The organism is Chitinimonas violaceus, assembly GCF_052601015.1.
Genome location: NZ_JBQXDJ010000008.1, coordinates 36,587 through 56,948 on the forward strand (window position 1 = coordinate 36,587; position 20,362 = coordinate 56,948).

Sequence of the window (20,362 nt, forward strand, 5' to 3'; positions counted from 1 at the left end):
ACCTGTACCGATCAGTAGCACCTGTACCACCAAAAATATAAGCCAAAACAGCAATTAATTAGAGTGACAACATGAAGCTGAAACACATTCCGCTCGCCAGCCTCTTGGCAGTGGCGTTACCGGGCCTTGCCGCTACGGAGCAATCCAAATCGAGCACTGCAGTACTATTCCAGAGTTTTCATTGGCATTCAGCCAACGGTTCGTTTTACCGTGACATCCAGTCTAAAGCTGCCGACTTGAGAGACCTTGGCATTACCCATGTCTGGTTCCCACCGCCTTCCGATGCGGGCTCACCAGAGGGGTATCTGCCTCGCCAGTTGAATAAGCTCGACTCCCAATATGGAAGCGAACTTGAACTGACCTCGGCGATTTCGGCCCTTAAAGCCCAAGGTCTGGAAAGCGTGGCGGATGTCGTGATCAACCATCGTATTGGCTCAACGGACTGGGGTGATTTCACCAACCCCACCTGGGACTGCCGCGCTGTGGTCAAGGAAGACGAATGGCTAGGCAAGTGCGGCAATGCGGATTCAGGCGAGGGATTTGGCGCCGCCCGCGATATCGACCATAGCCAGACGTTTGTGCAGAACGACATCAAACGCTGGTTAGGTGTAAGGCTGAAGGGTGTAGGCTTCACCGGCATACGTTTTGATTATTCCAAAGGCTACGCACCCCGCTACGCAGGCCTGTACCACGACGCCATGCAGCCAAGCTTCTGCGTAGGCGAAGTCTGGACCGATCTCAACTTCGATAACGTCAATACACATCGCCAGGGTTTGATGAACTACGTCGATGGCACAGGTGGGAAATGCGGTGTATTTGATTTCACCACCAAGGGTTTACTGAACCAGGCGCTGCACCATAGCGAATATGGTCGGCTACGTGACAGCACAGGCAAACCCGCGGGCGGTATTGGCCGCAATGCCCAGAAGATGGTGACCTTTGTCGACAACCACGATACCGGCCCGTCAGAAAGTTGCAGCGCAGGCCAGAATCATTGGCCTGTACCGTGCGACAAGGTGATGCAGGGCTATGCCTATGTGTTGACCCATCCTGGTATTCCGAGCGTTTATTACCCGCATGTGTACCAGTGGCGACTGCGGGATAGCATCAAGCCCTTGCTTAAGCTACGCAAGGAACAAGGCATTACATCGACCTCCCAGGTAGCCATACAACGCGCTGAAACCGGGCTTTATGCGGCGATTGTCGACAATAAAGTCGCCGTCAAGATCGGCCCAGCTGACTGGAGCCCCGGTGTGGGTTGGACATTGCGCACTTCAGGTAACCAATATGCAGTCTGGACCAAGGGGATGACAGAAAGCTGTACAACAGTGCCGGTCAACTTCAGCATTGCCAATGCCGCGACAGTAGGGAACCAACGCCTCTATGTGGTGGGGAATCAAGCCAATCTGGGTGATTGGACGCCTGCTCAAGGTTTCAAGCTGAACCACCAAGGGAATGGCAACAATGCCACGTGGACAGCTACGGCTAACCTGCCGCCCACCACACAGGTGCAATACAAATTTGTAAAGTGGGATGGTGTGACAGCCAGCTGGGAAGGCCGCCAGGATTCAGCCAGCGGCAACCGGGAATTGGTTACGCCGGCTTGTGGCGGTTTAGTAGCAGAAAGTACTGGCGGCAGCTTCCGCTTCTAAGAGCCTGTTTAAAGTCTCGCGAGCTAAGGTGAGACAAGGCGAAAACACCCGAGGAAGCGGAGTTTACGAGTGGTAAATGAGTATTCCGAGGGCGTTTTCAACGCCGTATCGCCGACGCGCAGCAGACTACGAGCAGCTGCTAAGTTATACAGCGCCGGCTTTGCGCAAGCTCTCCGCCAATGCCTCTGCAAACTGGCGGTAACCTTCCGCATTGGGGTGGATAGGGTCGCTTTTGAGACTATTGTCCGCAAGGATGCGCACCAATGTATCGGTTTCAATGGGCAGCTTGTACTCCTTGGCGAGCTCGGTGTAGAACTCTGGCACTTTCAGGCCCAATCCTAAACGTGGTGTGGCGACCAGCAGTACAGGCAGATTGCGGCGCTTGGTTTCGTCCAGCATGGCGCGTAGGTTGGCGATGGTCTCTTCCTGCGGTTTACGCTGCAGGAAGTCATTGCCGCCCAGGCACAGAATAACGAGGCGTGGTGGGGTGGCATCCAGTGTTGTGGCAAAGCGGGCAAGGCCGTCGGCCGTGGTATTGCCTGGGATGCCGGCATTGATCACGGGCCGCGAAATCAAGCCGGCAAGCACGGTGGGGTAGCTGGTCTCGAGTGTGGCGCCGGTACCGTAGGTGAGCGAATCGCCAAATGCCAGAATCGTCGCATCGGTCGAAAGCCGCTTGATAGCCGGTTGTTTGCCACAGCCCAATAGCGCCAACAGGGCAATCATTACCAGCGCATTTCGTCTTGTAGTCATCTCTTTGTCTCGGTCACCCGGTTCAGTGTTGATCCTAGCAGTCGGGCTGTCATCGTTTACAATCTGATGTTGCTCCTTTCCCCTGGATTGCCTACGTGCGCCTTACCCACGTCAAACTTGCCGGCTTCAAAAGTTTTTGCGACCCGACCGCCATTCCGGTACCAGGGCAGCTGGTGGCCGTCGTGGGTCCAAACGGTTGCGGCAAATCGAATGTGATCGACGCGGTGCGTTGGGTGCTCGGCGAGTCCAGCGCCAAACAGCTGCGTGGCGAGTCGATGCAGGACGTGATCTTTAACGGGTCGACCACGCGCAAGTCGGTCAGCCGCGCCTCGGTGGAGCTGGTGTTCGACAATGCCGAGGGCAGGGCGGCCGGCGCATGGAGCCAGTATGCCGAGATCAGCATCAAGCGCTTACTGACCCGCCAGGGGGAGTCATCCTACTACATCAATAACCTGCAATGCCGCCGGCGTGACATTGCCGATCTGTTTCTCGGCACCGGCGTGGGCACCAAGGGTTATGCGGTGATTGAGCAGGGCATGATCTCGCGCATTATTGAAGCCCGACCTGAAGAGCTGCGTGCTTTTCTGGAAGAGGCGGCAGGGATATCGAAATACAAGGAGCGGCGTAAGGAAACCGAGGGGCGCATTGCCGACACACGTGAAAATCTGGAGCGGGTGGACGATATTCGCCAGGAATTGATTGGCCAGTTGGAGAAGCTGGAAACGCAGGCAGGGGTTGCCGCCCAGTTCCACGAGATGAAAGCGCGCCTTACCGAGCGGCAGAACCTGTTGGCGCTGCAGCGCAAGCTCGATGCAGAGCGTGATGAGGCCCAGTTCCGAACCGAGATTGCCGCAGCCCAGACTGGCCTTGAATCGCAGACGAGCCGGCTGCGCGATACCGAAGCCGCTATTGAACTGCTGCGTGAACAGCATTACGACGCGACCGATAAGGTCAGCGAAGCCCAAACGGCATTGGCAGATGCCAGCGCCACCGTGGCGAGGATGGAACAGAAGCTCTTGCACCTGCGTGAAACCCGCCAACGGTTGACGCAACAGCAGCAACAGGCACGCCAACGTCTGGATGAGCTGAACCGTGCACAGCAGGGTGTGGCGGCGGAACAGGACGAATGGCAAATCAAGCACGAGGATGCTGCACTGGCGAAGGAGGATGCCCAGGCAGCGTTGCTGGCGGAGCAAGATGCCTTACCCAAGCTGGAGGCTGAATATAAACGACATGACCACGCCCTGAGCGAAGCGCAGCTGGCTTTTTCCCACGCTCGGCAGTCTCGCCAGCTGGCCGAGCAGCAATTGCAGCACCTCGAACGCAGCCTGAGCCAATTACAGCAGCGGCGCGAGAAGCTTGCGGCGGAAGCACGTAATCTGCCTGTGCCGGATGCCGATCTCCTTGCAGACAAACGCCTGGAGCTGGAGGAGCTGAGTCTGGCATTGGAAGATGCCCAAGGGCGCCTGGGGCAGTTGGATGCGCAATTACATGCAGCCGAAGCCGCACGCGCGGAACACCGGCATGTAGTGGAAAAACTGCGGGTGGAGCGGGCAGAGCTGAGTGCGCGCCACGATGCCTTGGCCAAGCTCCAGGCGCAAGCGGGGGCCGACAAAGCGCTGGACGCATGGCTGGCCAAGCAGGGGTTGGCCGATGCACCCCGCTTCTTCCGCCAACTTACGATTGCGCCGGGTTGGGAAACCGCAGTGGAAGCGGTGCTGCGCGAACGCATGAATGCGGTTATCGGCCAGGCTGCTGATGTATCAGTTGCCCCGGCACGCCTTACTGTGCTTTGGACTGAGGTTGCTGGCGCAGCTGGTCAACCAATAGCCGCCCATGCTCTGCTGCATCATGTACATAGTCAGCACCCGGCTGTGCAAGCGGCACTGCAGGATTGGCTGGCGGGGGTGTTGTGCGTTGAGCAGGATGTGGACTTGGCCGGCATGCAGAGCCAACTTGCACCCGGTGCGCTGGTTGTCGCGCGCTCCGGGCATTCGGCCAGCCGGCATGCCATGCATTTTCACGCACCGGACAACGCCCTGGCAGGCGTATTGCAGCGTGAAAAGGAGCTCGTAGAGCTGGCGCAACGATTGGCGACCATCGGCCCTGCATTAGAAGCGGAAGGCGACGTGCTGCATACGGTGGAGCACCGGTTGGGTGAACTGCATAACGAACTCAAGCATGTCCGCCAGAAACTTGATGCCTTGCGCCAGCATCGTGGTGAGCGGCAGGTCGAGGTGGCGCGGCTTACCCAGGCGGCTGAACAGGCCCGGGTACGGGCCGAGGCATTGGAGCGAGAGCAGGCCGACCTGGCAGAAGAAGCTGCAGAGTTGGCGCTGGAGCAGGAAGCTGTACGTGAAGAGGCTGCCGCTGCAGGCAGCGACCAACCGGCATTGGAACAGGAAGTCCAGGCTGCACACATTGCCAAGGCAGAAGCCGAGACGGCGTTGGAAGTGTTGCGAGGACGTTTGCGCCAAGTCGAACGGCAGGCGCAGGAAACCGGCTTTGCCTGCCAGTCCGCCCAGGCAAGGTTGGCCGAGTTGCAACGGCGCAGCCAGGAAATCAGTACGCAGCTTGAAGAGGCGCAGCTGAGGCTGGATGAAGCGAGCTTTGACCTGGAAGGCATAGACGAAGGCGAATTCGATGTCGGCTTTCAGGAGGCGGTGAACCTGCGTGCTGAAAAGGAACGTCAGCTCGCCACAATGCGCGACGCCGCCAATGCCACAACGAATGCATTGCGCGAAAAGGAATTGGAAAAGCAGCAGATTGAAACTGGTTTCGACCCATTACGCGAAAAAGTAGGCGAGCTGCGCTTGAAGGAGCAGGAAGCAAGGCTCGCGCTAGAGCGATTTGAGCAGGAACTGGTGGAAGCACAAGCCGATGTGGCGGCGTTGCTGCCCTTGATCGGCAACGGCCTCAAAGTAAGCAGCCTGGTGTCGGAGATCGGCCGACTGGGGCAGAGTATCAATGCCTTGGGAAATGTGAACCTTGCCGCGCTTGATGAGCTCAATGCTGCCCGTGAGCGCAAGACCTATCTCGATGCGCAGGCAGAAGACCTGACCCAGGCGATGGACACGTTGGAATCCGCCATCCGCAAGATCGACCGAGAAACACGCATTCTGTTGCAGTCGACGTTTGATGCGGTGAATGGCAGCTTGAAGGAACTGTTCCCATCGCTATTTGGCGGTGGCCGTGCGGAATTGATTCTGACTGGCGAGGAAATTCTCGACGCCGGTATTCAGATCATGGCGCAGCCGCCGGGCAAGAAGAACGCCACGATTCACCTCTTGTCGGGTGGCGAAAAGGCGTTGACGGCCTTGAGCCTTGTGTTTTCGCTGTTCCAGCTCAACCCGGCGCCATTTTGTCTGCTCGATGAGGTAGATGCTCCACTGGATGACGCCAATACCAGTCGCTTTTGCGAGATGGTAAAACGTATGGCTGGACGTACACAGTTTTTGTATATCAGCCACAATAAGCTGACCATGGAAATGGCCGATCAGCTGATCGGTATCACTATGCAGGAGCAAGGCGTGTCGCGGGTTGTGGCGGTGGATATCCAGGAAGCGTTGCAAATGCGCGAGTTATCGGCGGTATAGACGGCAGGATCTAGAAGCGGCCGGCGCAATCGACTATATCGTTGTGGCTGCTATGCCGTTTGGCTTGGCGCATGTCCCGCCTTCCGCTAAGCTCGTGTTCCATGTCCTCTTGGGGACACTTTAATATTCAAGGGTCTGTTTATGGCCTGCAGCGTGCGCCGGAAGTGCTGCAATGCAAGGCCTTGGAACCTGCACGATCGGTTACGAGCAGTCGTCAACAGGGTGAAGCGCAACGCAGAAACTGGAGTGTACTTTTAGTACATGAGGATTTCGAGCAGCACATAAGCCTTGATCATGACTGCGCAGTAAGACTGTGAATAGGTTCTGTAAACAGGTTCTATCAGCCACGCCCGGATCAGACTAGCAACTATGACTGAATTTCACTGGATCACCCTAGGCCTTGGCGTTGCCCTCGTGGCTGGCGTGTGGGGTTTCAATGCCTGGCAGGAATGGCGCTTCAAAAAGCGTGCTGCCGCAGCTTTCGCACGCAGCCATCCGGATGTTTTGCTTGAAACGCCGAAGAATATGGTCCGACAGGGCGAAGCTGTCGCCAGGATGGAGCCCTCGTTAGCAGGTGCAGGCACGCCACCACCACCCGCATCGCCTGTCGTCAATGCGCCGGAAGAGCTGGAGCTCACCGATTCGCTGGCCCTGGCGGTGTCGGTCCTCGACCCCTCGCTGGACTATATCGCCGAATTGCATCCCGGTGAGACGATCGATTATGCAGAGATCACTCAGATTGAAGTGGGTAAACGTATAAGAACCCTGGGCTTGTCTACGCTGGACGAATGGGAAGTCGTGCGTCCGGGTGGCAGTTACAGCGAGCTGCGCATCGGTTTGCAGCTGGTTGACAGGCAAGGGCCGCTTAGCGAAGCGCAGATGGTCATGTTCTGCGAGCAGGTGATTGCATTGGCGGAACGTGCTGGGGGTGTAGCTACCTTCCCACGCCGTGAAGACAAACTGCGTATTGCCCAGCACCTGGATACCTTTTGCGCTGATGTCGACATGCTGATCGGGCTCAATATCGTGTCGAGCCGAAATCCGTTCCCTATCAGCCGGGTGCGCAGCATGGCCGAGTCCGCCGGCATGGTGTTCGAAGGCGATGGCGCATTCCATATGCGCTCGGACTCCGGCAAGGCCTTATTCACGTTGACCGATCGCCACCACCGGCCACTCGATGCGCTGGAAGATACGCCGTCGCTTACCCTGATGCTCGATGTACCGCGTGTTGCGGGGGGCGAGTTGGCGTTTGACCGCATGACCGACCTCGCCCAGCAGATGGCCCTTACCTTGGGCGGTGACCTTGTCGACGACGAGAACCGCTCCCTTAAACCGGCCGACCTGGCTGCCATCCAGAAGCAGTTGATCGTGATCTACGACCGCATGGACGAACGCGGTATCGCCGCGGGCAGCATGGCGGCCCTGCGTCTATTTGCCTAACTATGTCTTCACCGAACCGACGCGTAGCACAGCTGCGCGAATTGTTACGCCGTTATAACCGTGAATATCACGAGCTGGATGCACCCAGCGTACCCGATGCTGAATATGATCGACTGTTTCATGAACTTGAAGAGTTAGAAGCAGCCAATCCTGGTCTTAAAACATTAGATTCGCCTACCCAACGCGTCGGTGGTCGTCCTTTGACGGCATTCGAGCCGGTCAGACATGCTGTTCCCATGCTGTCGATACGGACGGAAACGGATTTTGGACCTGGCGGAGCTGCAAATTTTGACGCTAGAGTGCGACGTGAGTTGGGATTACCGTCCCACCTATCCGTGGAGTACGCGGCTGAGCTTAAGTTCGACGGTCTCGCAATCAGCCTGCGTTACGAGAGTGGCGTGTTGGTACGTGCAGCAACTCGTGGTGATGGCGAAACGGGCGAGGATGTCACGCACAATATCCGTACCATTGATCAGATTCCATTATGTTTGGCTGGGCAAGCGCCAGCGGTGCTGGAAGTGCGCGGTGAAGTGTATATGCGCCGCGATGCGTTCGATGCACTCAATGCCCGCCAGCGTGAGCTGGGCGAAAAGACCTTCGTGAACCCGCGTAACGCTGCAGCAGGTGCGGTACGCCAGCTCGATTTCAAAATTGCCGCCAAGCGTCCGCTTAGCTTCTTTGCCTATGGCCTGGGTGAAGTAGTGGATTGGGATATTCCCCTCACCCACAGCGGCATGCTTGATGCGCTCGCAGCATTCGGCTTGCCAGTTTGTCCTGACAGGGAGGTCACAAGGGGTGCTGCCGGCCTGATCGACTTTCATGACAGTATTGCCGCCAAGCGCGACAAACTGCCGTTTGATATCGATGGTGTGGTTTACAAGGTAAACGACCGCGCATTACAGACACAGTTGGGGTTTGTAAGTCGTGAACCACGCTGGGCAGTAGCGCACAAATATCCTGCCCAGGAAATGCTGACCACGGTAGAGGCCATCAACGTCCAGGTTGGCCGCACTGGCACCATCACACCGGTTGCCCGGCTTGCCCCAGTGTTTGTCGGTGGCGTTACTGTCACCAATGCCACCTTGCACAATATCGACCGGATTCGCCAGCTTGATGTACGCGTGGGGGATACCGTCATCGTCCGCCGTGCGGGGGATGTGATCCCAGAAGTTGTGGATGTTGTGATGGACCGACGCCCCCTGCGGGAAGAGTCGGTTGATCTGCTCGAAACACGCCAGGTACCGCAATACGAACCTTTTGAAATGCCGACCAGTTGTCCGGTTTGCGGTTCGCACGTGGTACGCGAGGAAGGTGAGGCAGCCTACCGCTGTACGGGTGGGCTGGTCTGCACCGCGCAGCGCAAGCAGGCATTGCTGCATTTTGCCAGTCGGCGCGCCATGGATATCGAAGGGCTGGGCGACAAGCTGGTGGATCAGCTGGTCGATGTGGGTCTGGTACGTACGCCGGCCGATATTTACCGTTTGGGCATACTCAAGCTGGCCGAGCTTGACCGGATGGCGGCGAAATCCGCCTCCAACTTGTTAGCCGGCATCGACAAGAGCCGCAACACCACGCTGGCGCGCTTTATTTTCGCTTTGGGTATACGCAATGTGGGCGAGACCACGGCAAAGGATCTGGCGCGCCACTTTGGTAAGCTCGATGGCTTGATCGAAGCCGCAAGCCGTGAAGACGAGAGCGCGGCCTTGTCTGTTTTGCAGTCGGTACCCGATATCGGCCCTGTGGTGGCTCACTCGATTCGCGACTTCCTGCGGGAACCGCATAACGTGGAGGTCATCGAACAATTACGGGCAAATGGTGTCAGCTGGCCTGAATTTGAGCCCAGCGAGGTTGTGCCTGCCGGCCCCTTGTTGGGCAAGACCCTGGTAATCACCGGTACTCTGCCTACCTTGAGTCGCGATGAGGCAAAAGCCCTTATCGAAGCGGCAGGCGGCAAGGCTGCGGGTTCTGTCTCCAAGAAAACTGATTACCTGGTGGCGGGGGAGGCTGCGGGTTCCAAGCTCGATAAGGCGCAGGAACTCGGCGTACCTATTCTCGATGAAGCCGCGCTGTTGGCATTGCTTGCCAAGCAACCTGAATAGCTGGATTAGGACAGACCCATGCAAAAAGTCACCAAAGCGGTATTTCCGGTAGCCGGGCTCGGCACTCGCTTTTTGCCGGCCACCAAGGCCAGCCCGAAGGAGATGCTCAACGTTGTGGACAAGCCGCTGATCCAATACGCAGTGGAAGAAGCGGTGGCTGCGGGCATCACCGATATGATCTTCGTTACCGGTCGGAACAAACGCGCTATCGAAGACCACTTCGACAAGGCGTATGAGCTGGAGACGGAGCTGGAAGCCAAAGGCAAGCATGAACTGCTTGAGCTGGTGCGCAATATCCTGCCCAAGCACGTCAGCTGCGCCTATGTACGTCAACCTGAGGCCCTGGGGCTGGGCCACGCAGTGTTGTGTGCCCGCCCACTGGTGGGAGATGAGCCATTCGCCGTTATTCTGGGGGATGACCTGATCGCCGCTGAAAAGCCGGTGATGCAGCAGATGGTTGATTTGTACGATGAAACGCAGAGCTCAGTCATCGGCGTGCAGGAAGTACTGCGTGAAGAGACGGGCTCCTACGGCATTGTTGTCGCCAGCCGCAATGGTGGTGGTTACCTCAAGCTTAGCGGCATCGTCGAAAAACCCAAGCCGGCTGATGCACCATCCACTTTGGGTGTTGTGGGCCGATATATCCTCAGCCCGCGTATTTTCCGCCATCTGCAAAAAGCCCAGCCCGGTACAGGAGGTGAAATCCAGTTGACCGATGCGATAGCCGCCTTATTGGAAGAGGAGCGTGTATTGGCGCTGCCTTTTGAGGGTGTGCGGTATGACTGCGGCTCCAAATTAGGCTATTTGCAAGCCACCCTGGCGTTTGCTACCCAGCACGCGGAGGTCGGGGCGGATTTTCGTGCTTTCCTGCGGCAGTTTTGCGCCAAAGAGGGCTATTGATGCAAATCTATCCCTTGCAGGCGGGTGATGATCTGGACGAAGCCAGTCGGCTTTTCGATGCCTACCGGCAGTTCTACCAGCTGGCCAGCAACCAGGGCGCAGCGCGCACCTATCTGAGTATGCGTCTTCAATCCGGGCAGTCGGCAGTATTTCTGGCGGAGGCAGAGGGCAAGGCGGTCGGGTTCATGCAGCTTTATCCCAGCTTCTGTTCGCTGGCGCTTGCGCCGATCTGGGTGTTGTACGACCTTTACGTCCATCCTTCGGCGCGAGGCCGTGGCATTGCCAGCGCCTTACTGGAGACTGCACGTGAGTACGGTTTATCCACCGGTGCTGCCTACCTGCAGCTTTCGACTGCTCATAAGAACCACACCGCTCAAGCGCTGTATGAAAAGCATGGCTGGCAGCTTGACCAGACATTCCGCACCTATACGCTTTCCCTGGAAACAAATCCATAGTCCCTGGCCTGTTTGCCTTTCAAGCCTGTTTCACACCTACAATGCAGTCATACCAATACAAGAGGGAAAAGGCGCATGCTGGCCATTATCGGTGGAACCGGGCTGACCCGGCTTAAGAACCTCAAAATCACCCACCGGCAGGTTATTCGAACCCCTTACGGTGAGCCATCCGGCGCACTCACCTTTGGTGAGATCAACGACCATCATGTGGTGTTTATTGCCCGCCACGGCTACGGCCATACTATTCCGCCGCACGAAATCAATTATCGCGCCAATATCTGGGCGTTGGCTGAGCAGCAGGTGTCGCGCATCGTTTCCGTCTGTACGGTGGGCGGCGTACGTGAGGACCTGGCCCCCGGCACCCTGGTGCTGCCTGACCAGTTGATCGACTACACCTACGGCCGGCGGCATACCTTCTTTGAAGGTGGCGATAAACCGGTTACCCATAGCGACTTCACGGAACCTTATTGCCCCAAGCTGCGTCGACGTATCGTGCAGGCAGCAAAAACCAGCCGGCAGACCTTGGTGGAGCACGGGGTATATGCTGCAACGCAGGGGCCACGGCTGGAAACGGCTGCGGAGATCAACCGTATCGCCCGCGATGGCGGCGATATGGTGGGTATGACAGGTATGCCGGAAGCGGCGCTGGCGCGCGAAGCCGGGCTCAGTTACGCCGCGATTGCGGTGGTGTCCAACTGGGCTGCGGGACGTGGCAACAGTCTGCACAACGTCGACCTTGCCGCAGCCGAGACGGTCTTCCAGGCGGCTATCGAGCATGTGCATCGCATGTTGGAAGCCTTGGTAAAAGTTGAAGGAGTATAGAAATTGGCAGTACGCGATATTGTATTGATGGGTGACCCGCTGTTATTGCGGGTTGCCGATCCGATCAAGCCCGAGGAATTCGGCTCGCCAGCCTTGATGGCGCTGATCAAGGATCTACAGGACACCATGGTTGCCATGAATGGTGCAGGCATCGCTGCGCCACAGATTGGCGTATCGAAGCAGATCACGATTTTTGGCGGTTTCAAGAGTCCACGCTATCCGGACGCCGAAGCTGTGCCCTACACCATTCTGTGCAACCCTATTCTTACGCCGCTGAGTGATGAGATGGCCGATGACTGGGAAGGTTGCCTTAGCGTGCCCGGCCTGCGGGGTGTGGTGCCGCGCCACGAGCACCTGCGTTACCAGGGCCTGGACGAGTTGGGGCAGCCGATTGACCGCCAGGTAAGCGGTTTTCATGCGCGGGTGGCGCAACACGAGTGCGACCATTTATTCGGCAAGCTTTACCCGATGCGCATCGTGGATATGAGCAAGTTCGGTTACAGCGAAGTGTTGTTTCCCAATCAGTTGCCAGCAGAGGATTGAGGCCCGGATACGATTGTTACCCCCTCTGGTGAGGTTATCTGCCAAGCTGCGATTGATGTGAGCGCGCGCAGCTTCTAAGGTTGATTGGCATGGTGATGTGGGTGTAGCCCTTCCACAGACCTGTTAGAACCCGTTTACGATCTTATAGCGTGGTCGTGATCAGGTTCTTGGAACTTGTTCAATATCTGTTACGAGCAGTTGTCAGCAGGGTGCAGAGCAGCACATAAGCCCTGATCACAGCTGCGCAGTACAGATAGTGAATAGGTTCTTGGATGCAAAGCCATCAACCTGAAACAGTAACCGAGAGTGAGCATGTTTGATAACAAAGCCATTCTGATCACCGGGGGGACCGGATCCTTCGGCAAGCAATTCATCCATACCTTGCTGGAACGCCATAAACCTCGCCGTGTGGTGGTGTTTTCGCGTGATGAACTGAAACAGTTCGAGATGCAGCAGGTGCTGAATGCTCCCTGCATGCGTTACTTCCTCGGCGATGTGCGCGACGGAGACCGTTTACGGCAGGCCATGCGCGGTATCGATTATGTAGTGCATGCCGCAGCACTCAAACAGGTGCCAGCAGCGGAATACAACCCTACCGAGTGTATCCGCACCAATGTCTCGGGTGCCGAGAATGTCATCAACGCCGCCATCGAAAATGGCGTTGCCAAGGTGATTGCGCTTTCCACCGATAAGGCGGCGAGCCCGATCAATCTCTATGGCGCAACCAAGCTGTTGTCCGACAAGCTGTTTGTTGCCGCTAATAATATCGCCGGTACCCACAAGACCCGTTTTGCCGTAGTGCGTTATGGCAATGTAGTGGGTTCGCGGGGTTCGGTGTTGCCGTTCTTTCGCAAGCTGATCAACGAGGGTGGCGCTTCTCTGCCGATTACCGATCCGCGCATGACGCGCTTTTGGATCACCCTCGACCAGGGCGTGAGCTTTGTGATGGAGAATTTCGCCCGCATGCACGGTGGTGAAATCTTTGTTCCCAAGATCCCTTCGGCTCGCATCGTTGACCTTGCCACTGCCATGGCGCCGCAGCTCCAGCAGCATGTTGTGGGGATACGTCCGGGTGAAAAGCTACACGAGATGATGATTTCCAAGGACGATGCGCTGCATACCTTCGAGTTTTCCCGCCACTACGTGATTGCCCCTTCCATCAGCTTCATCGTGCAGGCGGATTACCAGCAGGATGGTTTGGGTGAACGTGGTCAGCGTGTGCAGGAAGGGTTCGAGTATGTGTCGGATACCAATCCGCACTACTTCACCATTCCTGAGCTCACCCAACTGGACCGACAGACACCATGATTCCTTACGGCCGCCAGCAAATCAGTTCTGACGATGTGGCAGCCGTGGTAGCGGCCTTGCAGTCGGACTGGCTGACCCAGGGGCCGGCGATCGAGCGCTTCGAGCAGGCATTGGCTGCGCGTTGCCAGGCCCGCCATGCTGTGGCGGTATGTAATGCGACCGCTGCATTGCACCTTGCCTGCCTTGCCCTGGACCTTGGGCCGGTGGATAGCGTATGGACTAGTCCCAATACCTTTGTCGCCAGTGCCAATTGCGCACGCTATTGCGGCGCGAAGGTCGATTTCGTCGACATTGACCCCGCTACCTGGAATCTCGATGTCGACAAGCTCGAAGCCAAGCTGGTGGAAGCCAAGCGTGCAGGACATCTGCCGCGCGCCCTGGTTGCCGTGGCGTTCTCGGGTCAGAGTTGCGATATGGCGCGTATTGCGGCGCTGGCCAAGGTGTATGGCTTTGCGGTGATTGAAGACGCATCGCACGCCGTGGGGGCGACCTACCAGGGGCGTCCTGTCGGGTGTGGCGACTTTGCGGACATGACGGTCTTCAGCTTCCACCCGGTCAAGATCATCACGACCGGGGAGGGTGGGGCGATTCTGACCAACCGCACCGACCTCGCGCAGCGGCTGCAACGCCTGCGCAGCCACGGTATTACACGCGATCCTGCGCAGATGCAGGGCAACAGCCACGGCCCGTGGTACTACCAGCAGCGGGAATTGGGCTTCAACTACCGCATTACCGATCTGCAGACGGCGTTGGGTTATTCGCAACTGCAACGACTTGATGACTTCCTGGCCCGCCGGCGTGCGCTGGCGGCGCGGTATGACCAACTGCTGGCAGGATTGCCGTTGCAGTTGCCAACCCGTCAGGCTGGGGCAGAGTCAGCATGGCACCTGTATGTGGTGCGTTTGCAGCTCGATCGCATCGGCCAGACACACCGTAATGTGTTTGAAGCTTTGCGTGCGGGGGGTATTGGTGTGAATGTGCATTACATCCCGGTGCACTTGCAGCCTTACTATGCTGCATTGGGGTTTCAGCCCGGTGATTTTCCAGAAGCCGAGCGCTACTATGCAGAGGCGATCAGCCTGCCGATGTATGCGGGGCTGACCGATGCGCAACAGGATGATGTGGTGGTCCAACTTCGAGCGGCGGTACGACCATGAGCAATGTCGCAATTATCCCGGCGCGGGGCGGCAGCAAGCGCATTCCACGCAAGAACATCAAGCCGTTCCATGGCCAGCCCATGATCTCCTACGCTATCCAGGCGGCGCGAACGGCGGGCTTATTTGACCGTGTCGTGGTCAGTACCGATGACGATGAAATCGCTGAATTGGCGCTGCTGTTCGGTGCGGAAGTTCCATTTCGCCGGCCTGCTGAGTTGGCGGACGACCACGCCACGACGATTGCCGTCATCCAGCATGCCATCAAGACCCTGCAAGCCGAGGGGGACGCAGTAAGCATGGCGTGCTGCCTGTATGCCACGGCGCCCTTTGTGCAGGCCAAGTATCTGTTTGCGGGTTTCCAAGCCCTCATGGCTCAGCCGGACAAGGCATATGCGTTCTCGGTAACGACCTTCCCATTTCCAGTGCAGCGGGCTATCCGGCTTACGGCCGATGGGTGTGTCGATGCGCTTTACCCGGAATACCGCAATACCCGCTCGCAAGACCTGGAAGCAGCATTTCACGACGCAGGCCAGTTCTATTGGGGGCGTGCCGAAGCATGGTTACGTGGTGAAGTGATTTTCTCACCTGCTTCCTTGCCCGTGGTATTGCCGCGTTATCTGGTGCAGGACATCGATACGCCTGAGGACTGGATGCGGGCTGAATACCTTTACAGTGCCTTGCAAGCCAGTGGCGAAATCGTGTGAGGGTATTGGTCCGAACCGATGCATCGTTGGCCATCGGTTTTGGTCATGTAGCCAGATGTTTGACTCTGGCGCACGCATTATGCAAAGGCGGGGCCCTAGTGACATTTGCCTGCCGCAGCCTACCCGGCAATGCTTTAGCGCAGATATCAGGGCAAGGTTTTCCGGTTTTTGCATTGCCAGGCCAGTATCCGCAGGACACCACCCATTCCAATATTGAAGCGCTGATCGACTGGCAGGCTGATCTTGCCGCGCTGCAAGCCGAAATGGATGAGCAGCCACCTTTCGACTGGGTACTGGTTGATCACTATGGTCTGGATGCAGGCTGGGAAAAAGCTGCAAGGGCTATTGCAAGCCATATTGCGGTAATCGACGACCTTGCCAACCGCCCACACGATGCTGATGTGTTGCTGGACCAGAATCTGACCGCCACTGCTGCAGCCTATGCAGATTTGGTCCCTGCCAAATGCCAAATGTTGCTTGGCCCGCGCTATGCCCTGCTGCGACCTGAATTCTCGGGTGAACCTATTGCAATTGCCCCGCAGGTTGGTCGTGTGCTGGTGAGTTTTGGCGGAGTCGATGTTGGCGGTGAGACCTTTAAGGTATTGGATGCATTGGCAGCTTTCCCTGCACTTGAAGTCGATATCGTGGCGGGCGCTGCCAACCCGCGCTGGGCGCAGCTGCAGCAACGTGTGGCTGGGCATTCCTCCTGGTGGTTGCAACGGTTTGTCAGCGACTTTGCGGTATTGATGCGTCAGGTCGATCTGTTTATCGGTGCAGGTGGGGGTACCAGCTGGGAACGTGCAGCGCTGGGCCTGCCAACTGTGTGTATTGCGATTGCCGCCAACCAGGAAGCCAATGCCGAGCAATTGTCACGACAGGGGGTACATCGTTACCTAGGGCCCTCACAAGCGGTTACCGTCGCAGCGCTGAAGCAAGTGATCAATGAGTTGATTGCCGATACTAGTGCACGGCAGGCTTATGCAGCCCAATCCCGTGCTCTGGTGGATGGTCAGGGTACGCGGCGTATGGCTGCAGCGCTATTGACGCGAGGGCTGCGACTTCGACCAGCCACGTTGGAAGACGCGCAACTGTTGTTTGACGGCCGCAATGCAGAGCACGTAAGGCGTTGGTCACGCAATTCCGACCCTATCACTTGGGAACAGCATCTAAACTGGCTCACGCATACCTTGCAGCTGTCAGATCGGCTACTACTGATCGGCGAGGGGCCGGGTGGTCCGGTAGGCATGCTGCGTTACGATCGTTCAGCAACTACACCGGAACGCGCCGAAGTATCAATCTACCTGTTCGCGGGTCGGGAAGGCATGGGCTGGGGTCAGGCTTTGCTGGCGAGGGGTGATAAACAGCTTAAACATCATTGGCCAGCCGTGGTGGCAATCGATGCGACGGTGCTGGCAGGCAATGAGGTATCGCAGAAGTTATTCAGGCAGGCGGGTTACCAACAAAGTGGTGAACATTTTGTGCTCAATGTGTAGCTTGGAACCGGTCTAAAGTCTCGCGAGCTAAAGCAAGACAAGACGAAAACAGCCGAGGAAGCGGAATTTACGCGTGGTAAATGAGCATTCTGAGGCTGTTTTTAACACCGTATTGCTGATGGGCAGCAAACTTAGGTACAGAACCTGTTTACGATCTGTTGCGAGCAGCTGTCAGCGGGGCGCAGAGCAGCACAGAAACCGGAATGTACTTGAGTACATGAGGATTTCGAGCAGCACATAAGCCCCGATCACGGCTGCGCAGCAAGGTCGTAAATAGGTTCTTAGGGGCTGTATCTCGTACGTCGGTGTCGATACCGAAAAGGGATGAAACCATGCATAGCTTCAAGATCGGCCATCGCACTGTGGGTGCGGACTCCGCGCCCTTCGTGATTGCCGAAATGAGCGGTAACCACAACCAGTCGTTAGACCGGGCGCTGGCAATCGTCGAAGCGGCCGCCAAAGCCGGGGCCCATGCCTTGAAGCTGCAAACCTACACGCCCGACACGATGACATTGGATATCGACGAGGGCGAGTTCCATATTGCCGATCCGAACAGCCTCTGGGCTGGTACCTCGTTGTACAAGCTCTACCAGGAAGCCTATACGCCGTGGGAATGGCACAAGTCGATCTTCGAGCGGGCTAACGCGCTGGGCATGCTGGCGTTTTCCACGCCGTTTGATGAAACGGCAGTCGATTTTCTCGAGTCGCTGAATGTACCTGCCTACAAAATCGCTAGCTTCGAGAATACCGATATCCCGCTGATACGCCGCGTCGCTGCAACAGGTAAGCCGATGATTATTTCCACCGGCATGGCGAATGTGGCGGAGCTTGATGAAAGCGTACGGGCGGCGCGGGCTGCCGGTTGCAAGGACCTAGTTTTGCTTAAGTGTACCAGTACCTATCCTGCAACGCCGGCCAATACCCATCTGCGTACGATTCCGCATTTGCGTGATCTGTTTGGCTGTCAGGTCGGGCTTTCCGATCACACCATGGGGGTGGGGGCCGCAGTGGCAGCTGTTGCGCTGGGTGCGACAGTGCTGGAAAAGCATTTCACTCTGCGTCGGGCGGATGGCGGCGTGGATTCGACATTTTCATTGGAACCCGAGGAAATGGCCGCACTGGTTGTCGAGACTGAACGGGCATGGCAGGCCATGGGCCAAGTGCAATATGGGGCGACCAGTGCCGAGCAGAAATCCCTGGTATTCCGCCGCTCACTCTATGTGGTGCAGGATGTCGCGGCTGGGGAGGTGTTCACGGCCGAGAATGTCCGCGCTATCCGCCCCGGGCTGGGCCTGCCGCCCAAGGCATTGGAAATCGTACTCGGTCGCAAGGCCGGTAATCCCATCAAACGTGGCACCCCGCTCAAGTGGGAGCTCTTGGCCTGATGACCCAGGGAGACTTGCGTGCAGGGTTGATTGGCTGTGGCCGTATCGGGTGCGAGTTCGACGACGATGCCCAGCGTATTGGCATCTATACCCATGCGGCCGCCTATCGGGCTGCTGACGGGGTAGGACTGTGGGCGATTGCCGATGCGGACCCCGCCAAGCTGGCCAATTGCGGCGAGCGTTACAACATCCCGGCCGAGCGCCGCTATACCGACGCCTATGCCATGCTGGCAGCGGAACGGCTTGATCTGGTCAGCATCGCCGCACCCGATGCTTTGCATTTCCCCTTGGCCAAAGCCGCCTTGGTTACGCCTGGCGTACGCGGTGTACTGCTGGAAAAACCCCTGGCGCTGACTGTATCGGATGGACGCGAACTGGTTGGTTTGGCGGCGGGGCACCAGCGTGTGCTGGCGGTGAACTACTCGCGGCGATTCTGCCCCGCGCATGCCAAGGTGCAAATCGCACTGGTCGAGGGTGCACTGGGCAATATCCAGCAGGTCTGCGGCTATTACGGCAAGGGTATCTGCCATAACGGCAGCCATTGGCTGGACCTGCTGCGTCAGTTCTTCGGCCCGATTCGCCAATTGCGTGCCTGGGCTGGGAGTGCGCCCGATTTTGAAGGTGACCCGAGCCCGGATTTACGTATCGAACTTGATTCAGGCCTGTACGCCAGCCTGCTCAGCACCAGTCACCTTGCCTACAGCCTGTTCGAGATGGACATCGTTGCGGAAAGAGGCCGTGTACGGATCAGTGACAGTGGTCATCGGATTGACTGGTACATGGTGGAGGAGAGCCCATATTACGCGGGCTACCGCCTTCCGGCACTGCGCGAGACCGACCAGAACGGTATGCGGGACCTCTTGCTGGCAGCGGTTGAAGACTTGCGCGACGCGGTCATTACAGATCGGCGGCCGTGCTGCTCGGGTGAGGATGGGGTAGCAGCGCTGCTGGCTGCCCAGACCGCAATCCAATCTTTGTCAAGCGGCCGGGCGGAGCTGGTACGATGAAGCCGGTGGCCATCGTTGCCGGTGACCCGGGTGGCGGCAATGCATTGGCGCCGGTAATCCTGCGTCTACGTAAGCAGCAATGGCCGCACCGGCTGTTTGCGTATGCCGAATCAGCGCGGTTGTGGGCAGAGCGGGGTTGGGATGTGGCACCGGCCGAAGCCATTGATTTCTCCGATGGCGCCGGCCTGCTGTGTGCGACCTCAGTGAATGCTTACCAGCATGAATTACGCTGGATTGCTGCAGCCAGACAGTTCCGAGTGCCCAGCCTTGCGGTGCTCGACTTCTGGAGCAACTACCGGCCACGTTTTCTGTTCGATGGGCAGCAACATTTGCCTGACTGTATCGCTGTGCCGGACAAGCTGGCTTGTGACGAAATGGTGAAGGAAGGATTCGATACCGATCTACTTAGGGTAACCGGCCAGCCTGCACTGGATGTTATAGCCCAAGGGGCAGGGCAGCTTAACGAGGCGGCACGGGTTGCACTGCGCACTGAATGTGGCGTCAAGGCGGATGAGCACCTGCTGATTTTTGTATCGCAGCCATTGCGCCAGATGGCCAGGCAACTGGGGCAGGCTCCAGCGATTGATGAGCAGTCGGCGCTGCGGGATATCGAAACTGCTTTATTGAAATTGGGACTACCGATCGCCCTGAGGGTCAAACCCCATCCGCGGGAAGACTCGGCGGACTTTGCTGGAATCGGTCAGATATGGGCCAATACACGGTTAGCGCCGTCTGCACTGGCTCATGATTTGCTTAGTTGTGCCGATATGGTGGCGGGCATCCATTCGATGCTGCTGCTGGAAGCGTGCTACCTCGGCTGTCGGGTGTTGAGTTACCAACCCGGTGGCCAAGCGAGCGACCCCTTACCCTCGAATCGTTCTGGTCTCAGCCGCCGTTGTGACGATGCTGCAAAGCTGCCGCAAACGCTGGCCGACACATTGGCCGGGCCCAAGCCGCAAGCGCCCTCGCTTGATGGTTTGTCGGCCCAGCGTGTGTTGGATGTGCTGGCAGGGCTGCTGGCCTGAACAAGATGTGTCTGGATGGTACT

General features: G+C 57.7%; 16 protein-coding genes. 15 read left to right on the forward strand and 1 reads right to left on the reverse strand.

The genetic code is table 11. From position 1 onward, the window contains the following. The first annotated feature begins 71 nt into the window (after window positions 1-71). Window positions 72-1,652: an alpha-amylase C-terminal beta-sheet domain-containing protein gene (locus ACUHMQ_RS04590; protein ID WP_445294266.1), complete on the forward strand. Its 1,581-nt coding sequence runs from the start codon at window positions 72-74 to the stop codon at window positions 1,650-1,652. 144 nt (window positions 1,653-1,796) lie between these two features. On the opposite strand, the gene ACUHMQ_RS04595 is transcribed toward ACUHMQ_RS04590, so the two are convergent. Beyond that, window positions 1,797-2,405: an arylesterase gene (locus ACUHMQ_RS04595; protein ID WP_445294267.1), complete on the reverse strand. Its 609-nt coding sequence runs from the start codon at window positions 2,403-2,405 to the stop codon at window positions 1,797-1,799. Between the two features lie 95 nt (window positions 2,406-2,500). Here ACUHMQ_RS04595 and smc point away from each other — a divergent pair, with 95 nt between their 5' ends. The 14 genes from smc (at window position 2,501) to ACUHMQ_RS04665 (ending at window position 20,339) form a co-directional block, all read left to right on the forward strand. After that, a complete protein-coding gene (gene smc / locus ACUHMQ_RS04600; RefSeq protein ID WP_445294268.1) occupies window positions 2,501-6,001 on the forward strand; it encodes a chromosome segregation protein SMC in 3,501 nt (1,166 codons plus the stop codon). 369 nt (window positions 6,002-6,370) lie between these two features. Next, a complete protein-coding gene (locus ACUHMQ_RS04605; protein ID WP_445294269.1) occupies window positions 6,371-7,441 on the forward strand; it encodes a cell division protein ZipA C-terminal FtsZ-binding domain-containing protein in 1,071 nt (356 codons plus the stop codon). A gap of 2 nt (window positions 7,442-7,443) precedes the next feature. Beyond that, window positions 7,444-9,540: an NAD-dependent DNA ligase LigA gene (ligA, locus tag ACUHMQ_RS04610; RefSeq protein WP_445294270.1), complete on the forward strand. Its 2,097-nt coding sequence runs from the start codon at window positions 7,444-7,446 to the stop codon at window positions 9,538-9,540. Between the two features lie 18 nt (window positions 9,541-9,558). Then, window positions 9,559-10,440, forward strand: coding sequence for a UTP--glucose-1-phosphate uridylyltransferase GalU (gene galU, locus ACUHMQ_RS04615; RefSeq protein WP_445294271.1), 882 nt, complete (start codon window positions 9,559-9,561; stop codon window positions 10,438-10,440). Continuing rightward, on the forward strand, window positions 10,440-10,895 hold the full coding sequence (locus ACUHMQ_RS04620; protein ID WP_445294272.1) for a GNAT family N-acetyltransferase: 456 nt from the start codon (window positions 10,440-10,442) through the stop codon (window positions 10,893-10,895). The genes galU and ACUHMQ_RS04620 overlap by 1 nt, the downstream gene beginning before the upstream one ends. Window positions 10,896-10,970: 75 nt before the next feature. Continuing rightward, the gene (locus ACUHMQ_RS04625) at window positions 10,971-11,717 is read left to right on the forward strand and encodes an S-methyl-5'-thioinosine phosphorylase (RefSeq protein ID WP_445294273.1); all 747 of its coding nucleotides are present in this window, start codon (window positions 10,971-10,973) and stop codon (window positions 11,715-11,717) included. Window positions 11,718-11,720: 3 nt separating this feature from the next. Further along, complete coding sequence (locus ACUHMQ_RS04630) at window positions 11,721-12,260, forward strand: peptide deformylase (RefSeq protein ID WP_445294274.1); 540 nt, start codon at window positions 11,721-11,723, stop codon at window positions 12,258-12,260. A gap of 312 nt (window positions 12,261-12,572) precedes the next feature. Continuing rightward, window positions 12,573-13,568 carry a UDP-N-acetylglucosamine 4,6-dehydratase (inverting) gene (pseB, locus tag ACUHMQ_RS04635; RefSeq protein ID WP_445294275.1) on the forward strand — a complete coding sequence of 332 codons (996 nt, stop codon included), beginning with the start codon at window positions 12,573-12,575 and terminating at the stop codon, window positions 13,566-13,568. Then, window positions 13,565-14,725, forward strand: coding sequence for a UDP-4-amino-4,6-dideoxy-N-acetyl-beta-L-altrosamine transaminase (gene pseC / locus ACUHMQ_RS04640; RefSeq protein ID WP_445294276.1), 1,161 nt, complete (start codon window positions 13,565-13,567; stop codon window positions 14,723-14,725). Before pseB ends, pseC begins: the two co-directional genes overlap by 4 nt. After that, window positions 14,722-15,429 carry a pseudaminic acid cytidylyltransferase gene (gene pseF / locus ACUHMQ_RS04645; protein WP_445294277.1) on the forward strand — a complete coding sequence of 236 codons (708 nt, stop codon included), beginning with the start codon at window positions 14,722-14,724 and terminating at the stop codon, window positions 15,427-15,429. Before pseC ends, pseF begins: the two co-directional genes overlap by 4 nt. Then, complete coding sequence (pseG, locus tag ACUHMQ_RS04650) at window positions 15,426-16,922, forward strand: UDP-2,4-diacetamido-2,4,6-trideoxy-beta-L-altropyranose hydrolase (RefSeq protein WP_445294278.1); 1,497 nt, start codon at window positions 15,426-15,428, stop codon at window positions 16,920-16,922. Before pseF ends, pseG begins: the two co-directional genes overlap by 4 nt. A gap of 332 nt (window positions 16,923-17,254) precedes the next feature. Next, on the forward strand, window positions 17,255-18,307 hold the full coding sequence (gene pseI / locus ACUHMQ_RS04655) for a pseudaminic acid synthase (protein ID WP_445294279.1): 1,053 nt from the start codon (window positions 17,255-17,257) through the stop codon (window positions 18,305-18,307). After that, window positions 18,307-19,314: a Gfo/Idh/MocA family protein gene (locus tag ACUHMQ_RS04660; protein ID WP_445294280.1), complete on the forward strand. Its 1,008-nt coding sequence runs from the start codon at window positions 18,307-18,309 to the stop codon at window positions 19,312-19,314. Before pseI ends, ACUHMQ_RS04660 begins: the two co-directional genes overlap by 1 nt. Continuing rightward, entirely contained in the window at window positions 19,311-20,339 is a 1,029-nt protein-coding gene (locus tag ACUHMQ_RS04665) for a hypothetical protein (RefSeq protein ID WP_445294281.1), read from the forward strand. Before ACUHMQ_RS04660 ends, ACUHMQ_RS04665 begins: the two co-directional genes overlap by 4 nt. Window positions 20,340-20,362: the final 23 nt, after the last annotated feature.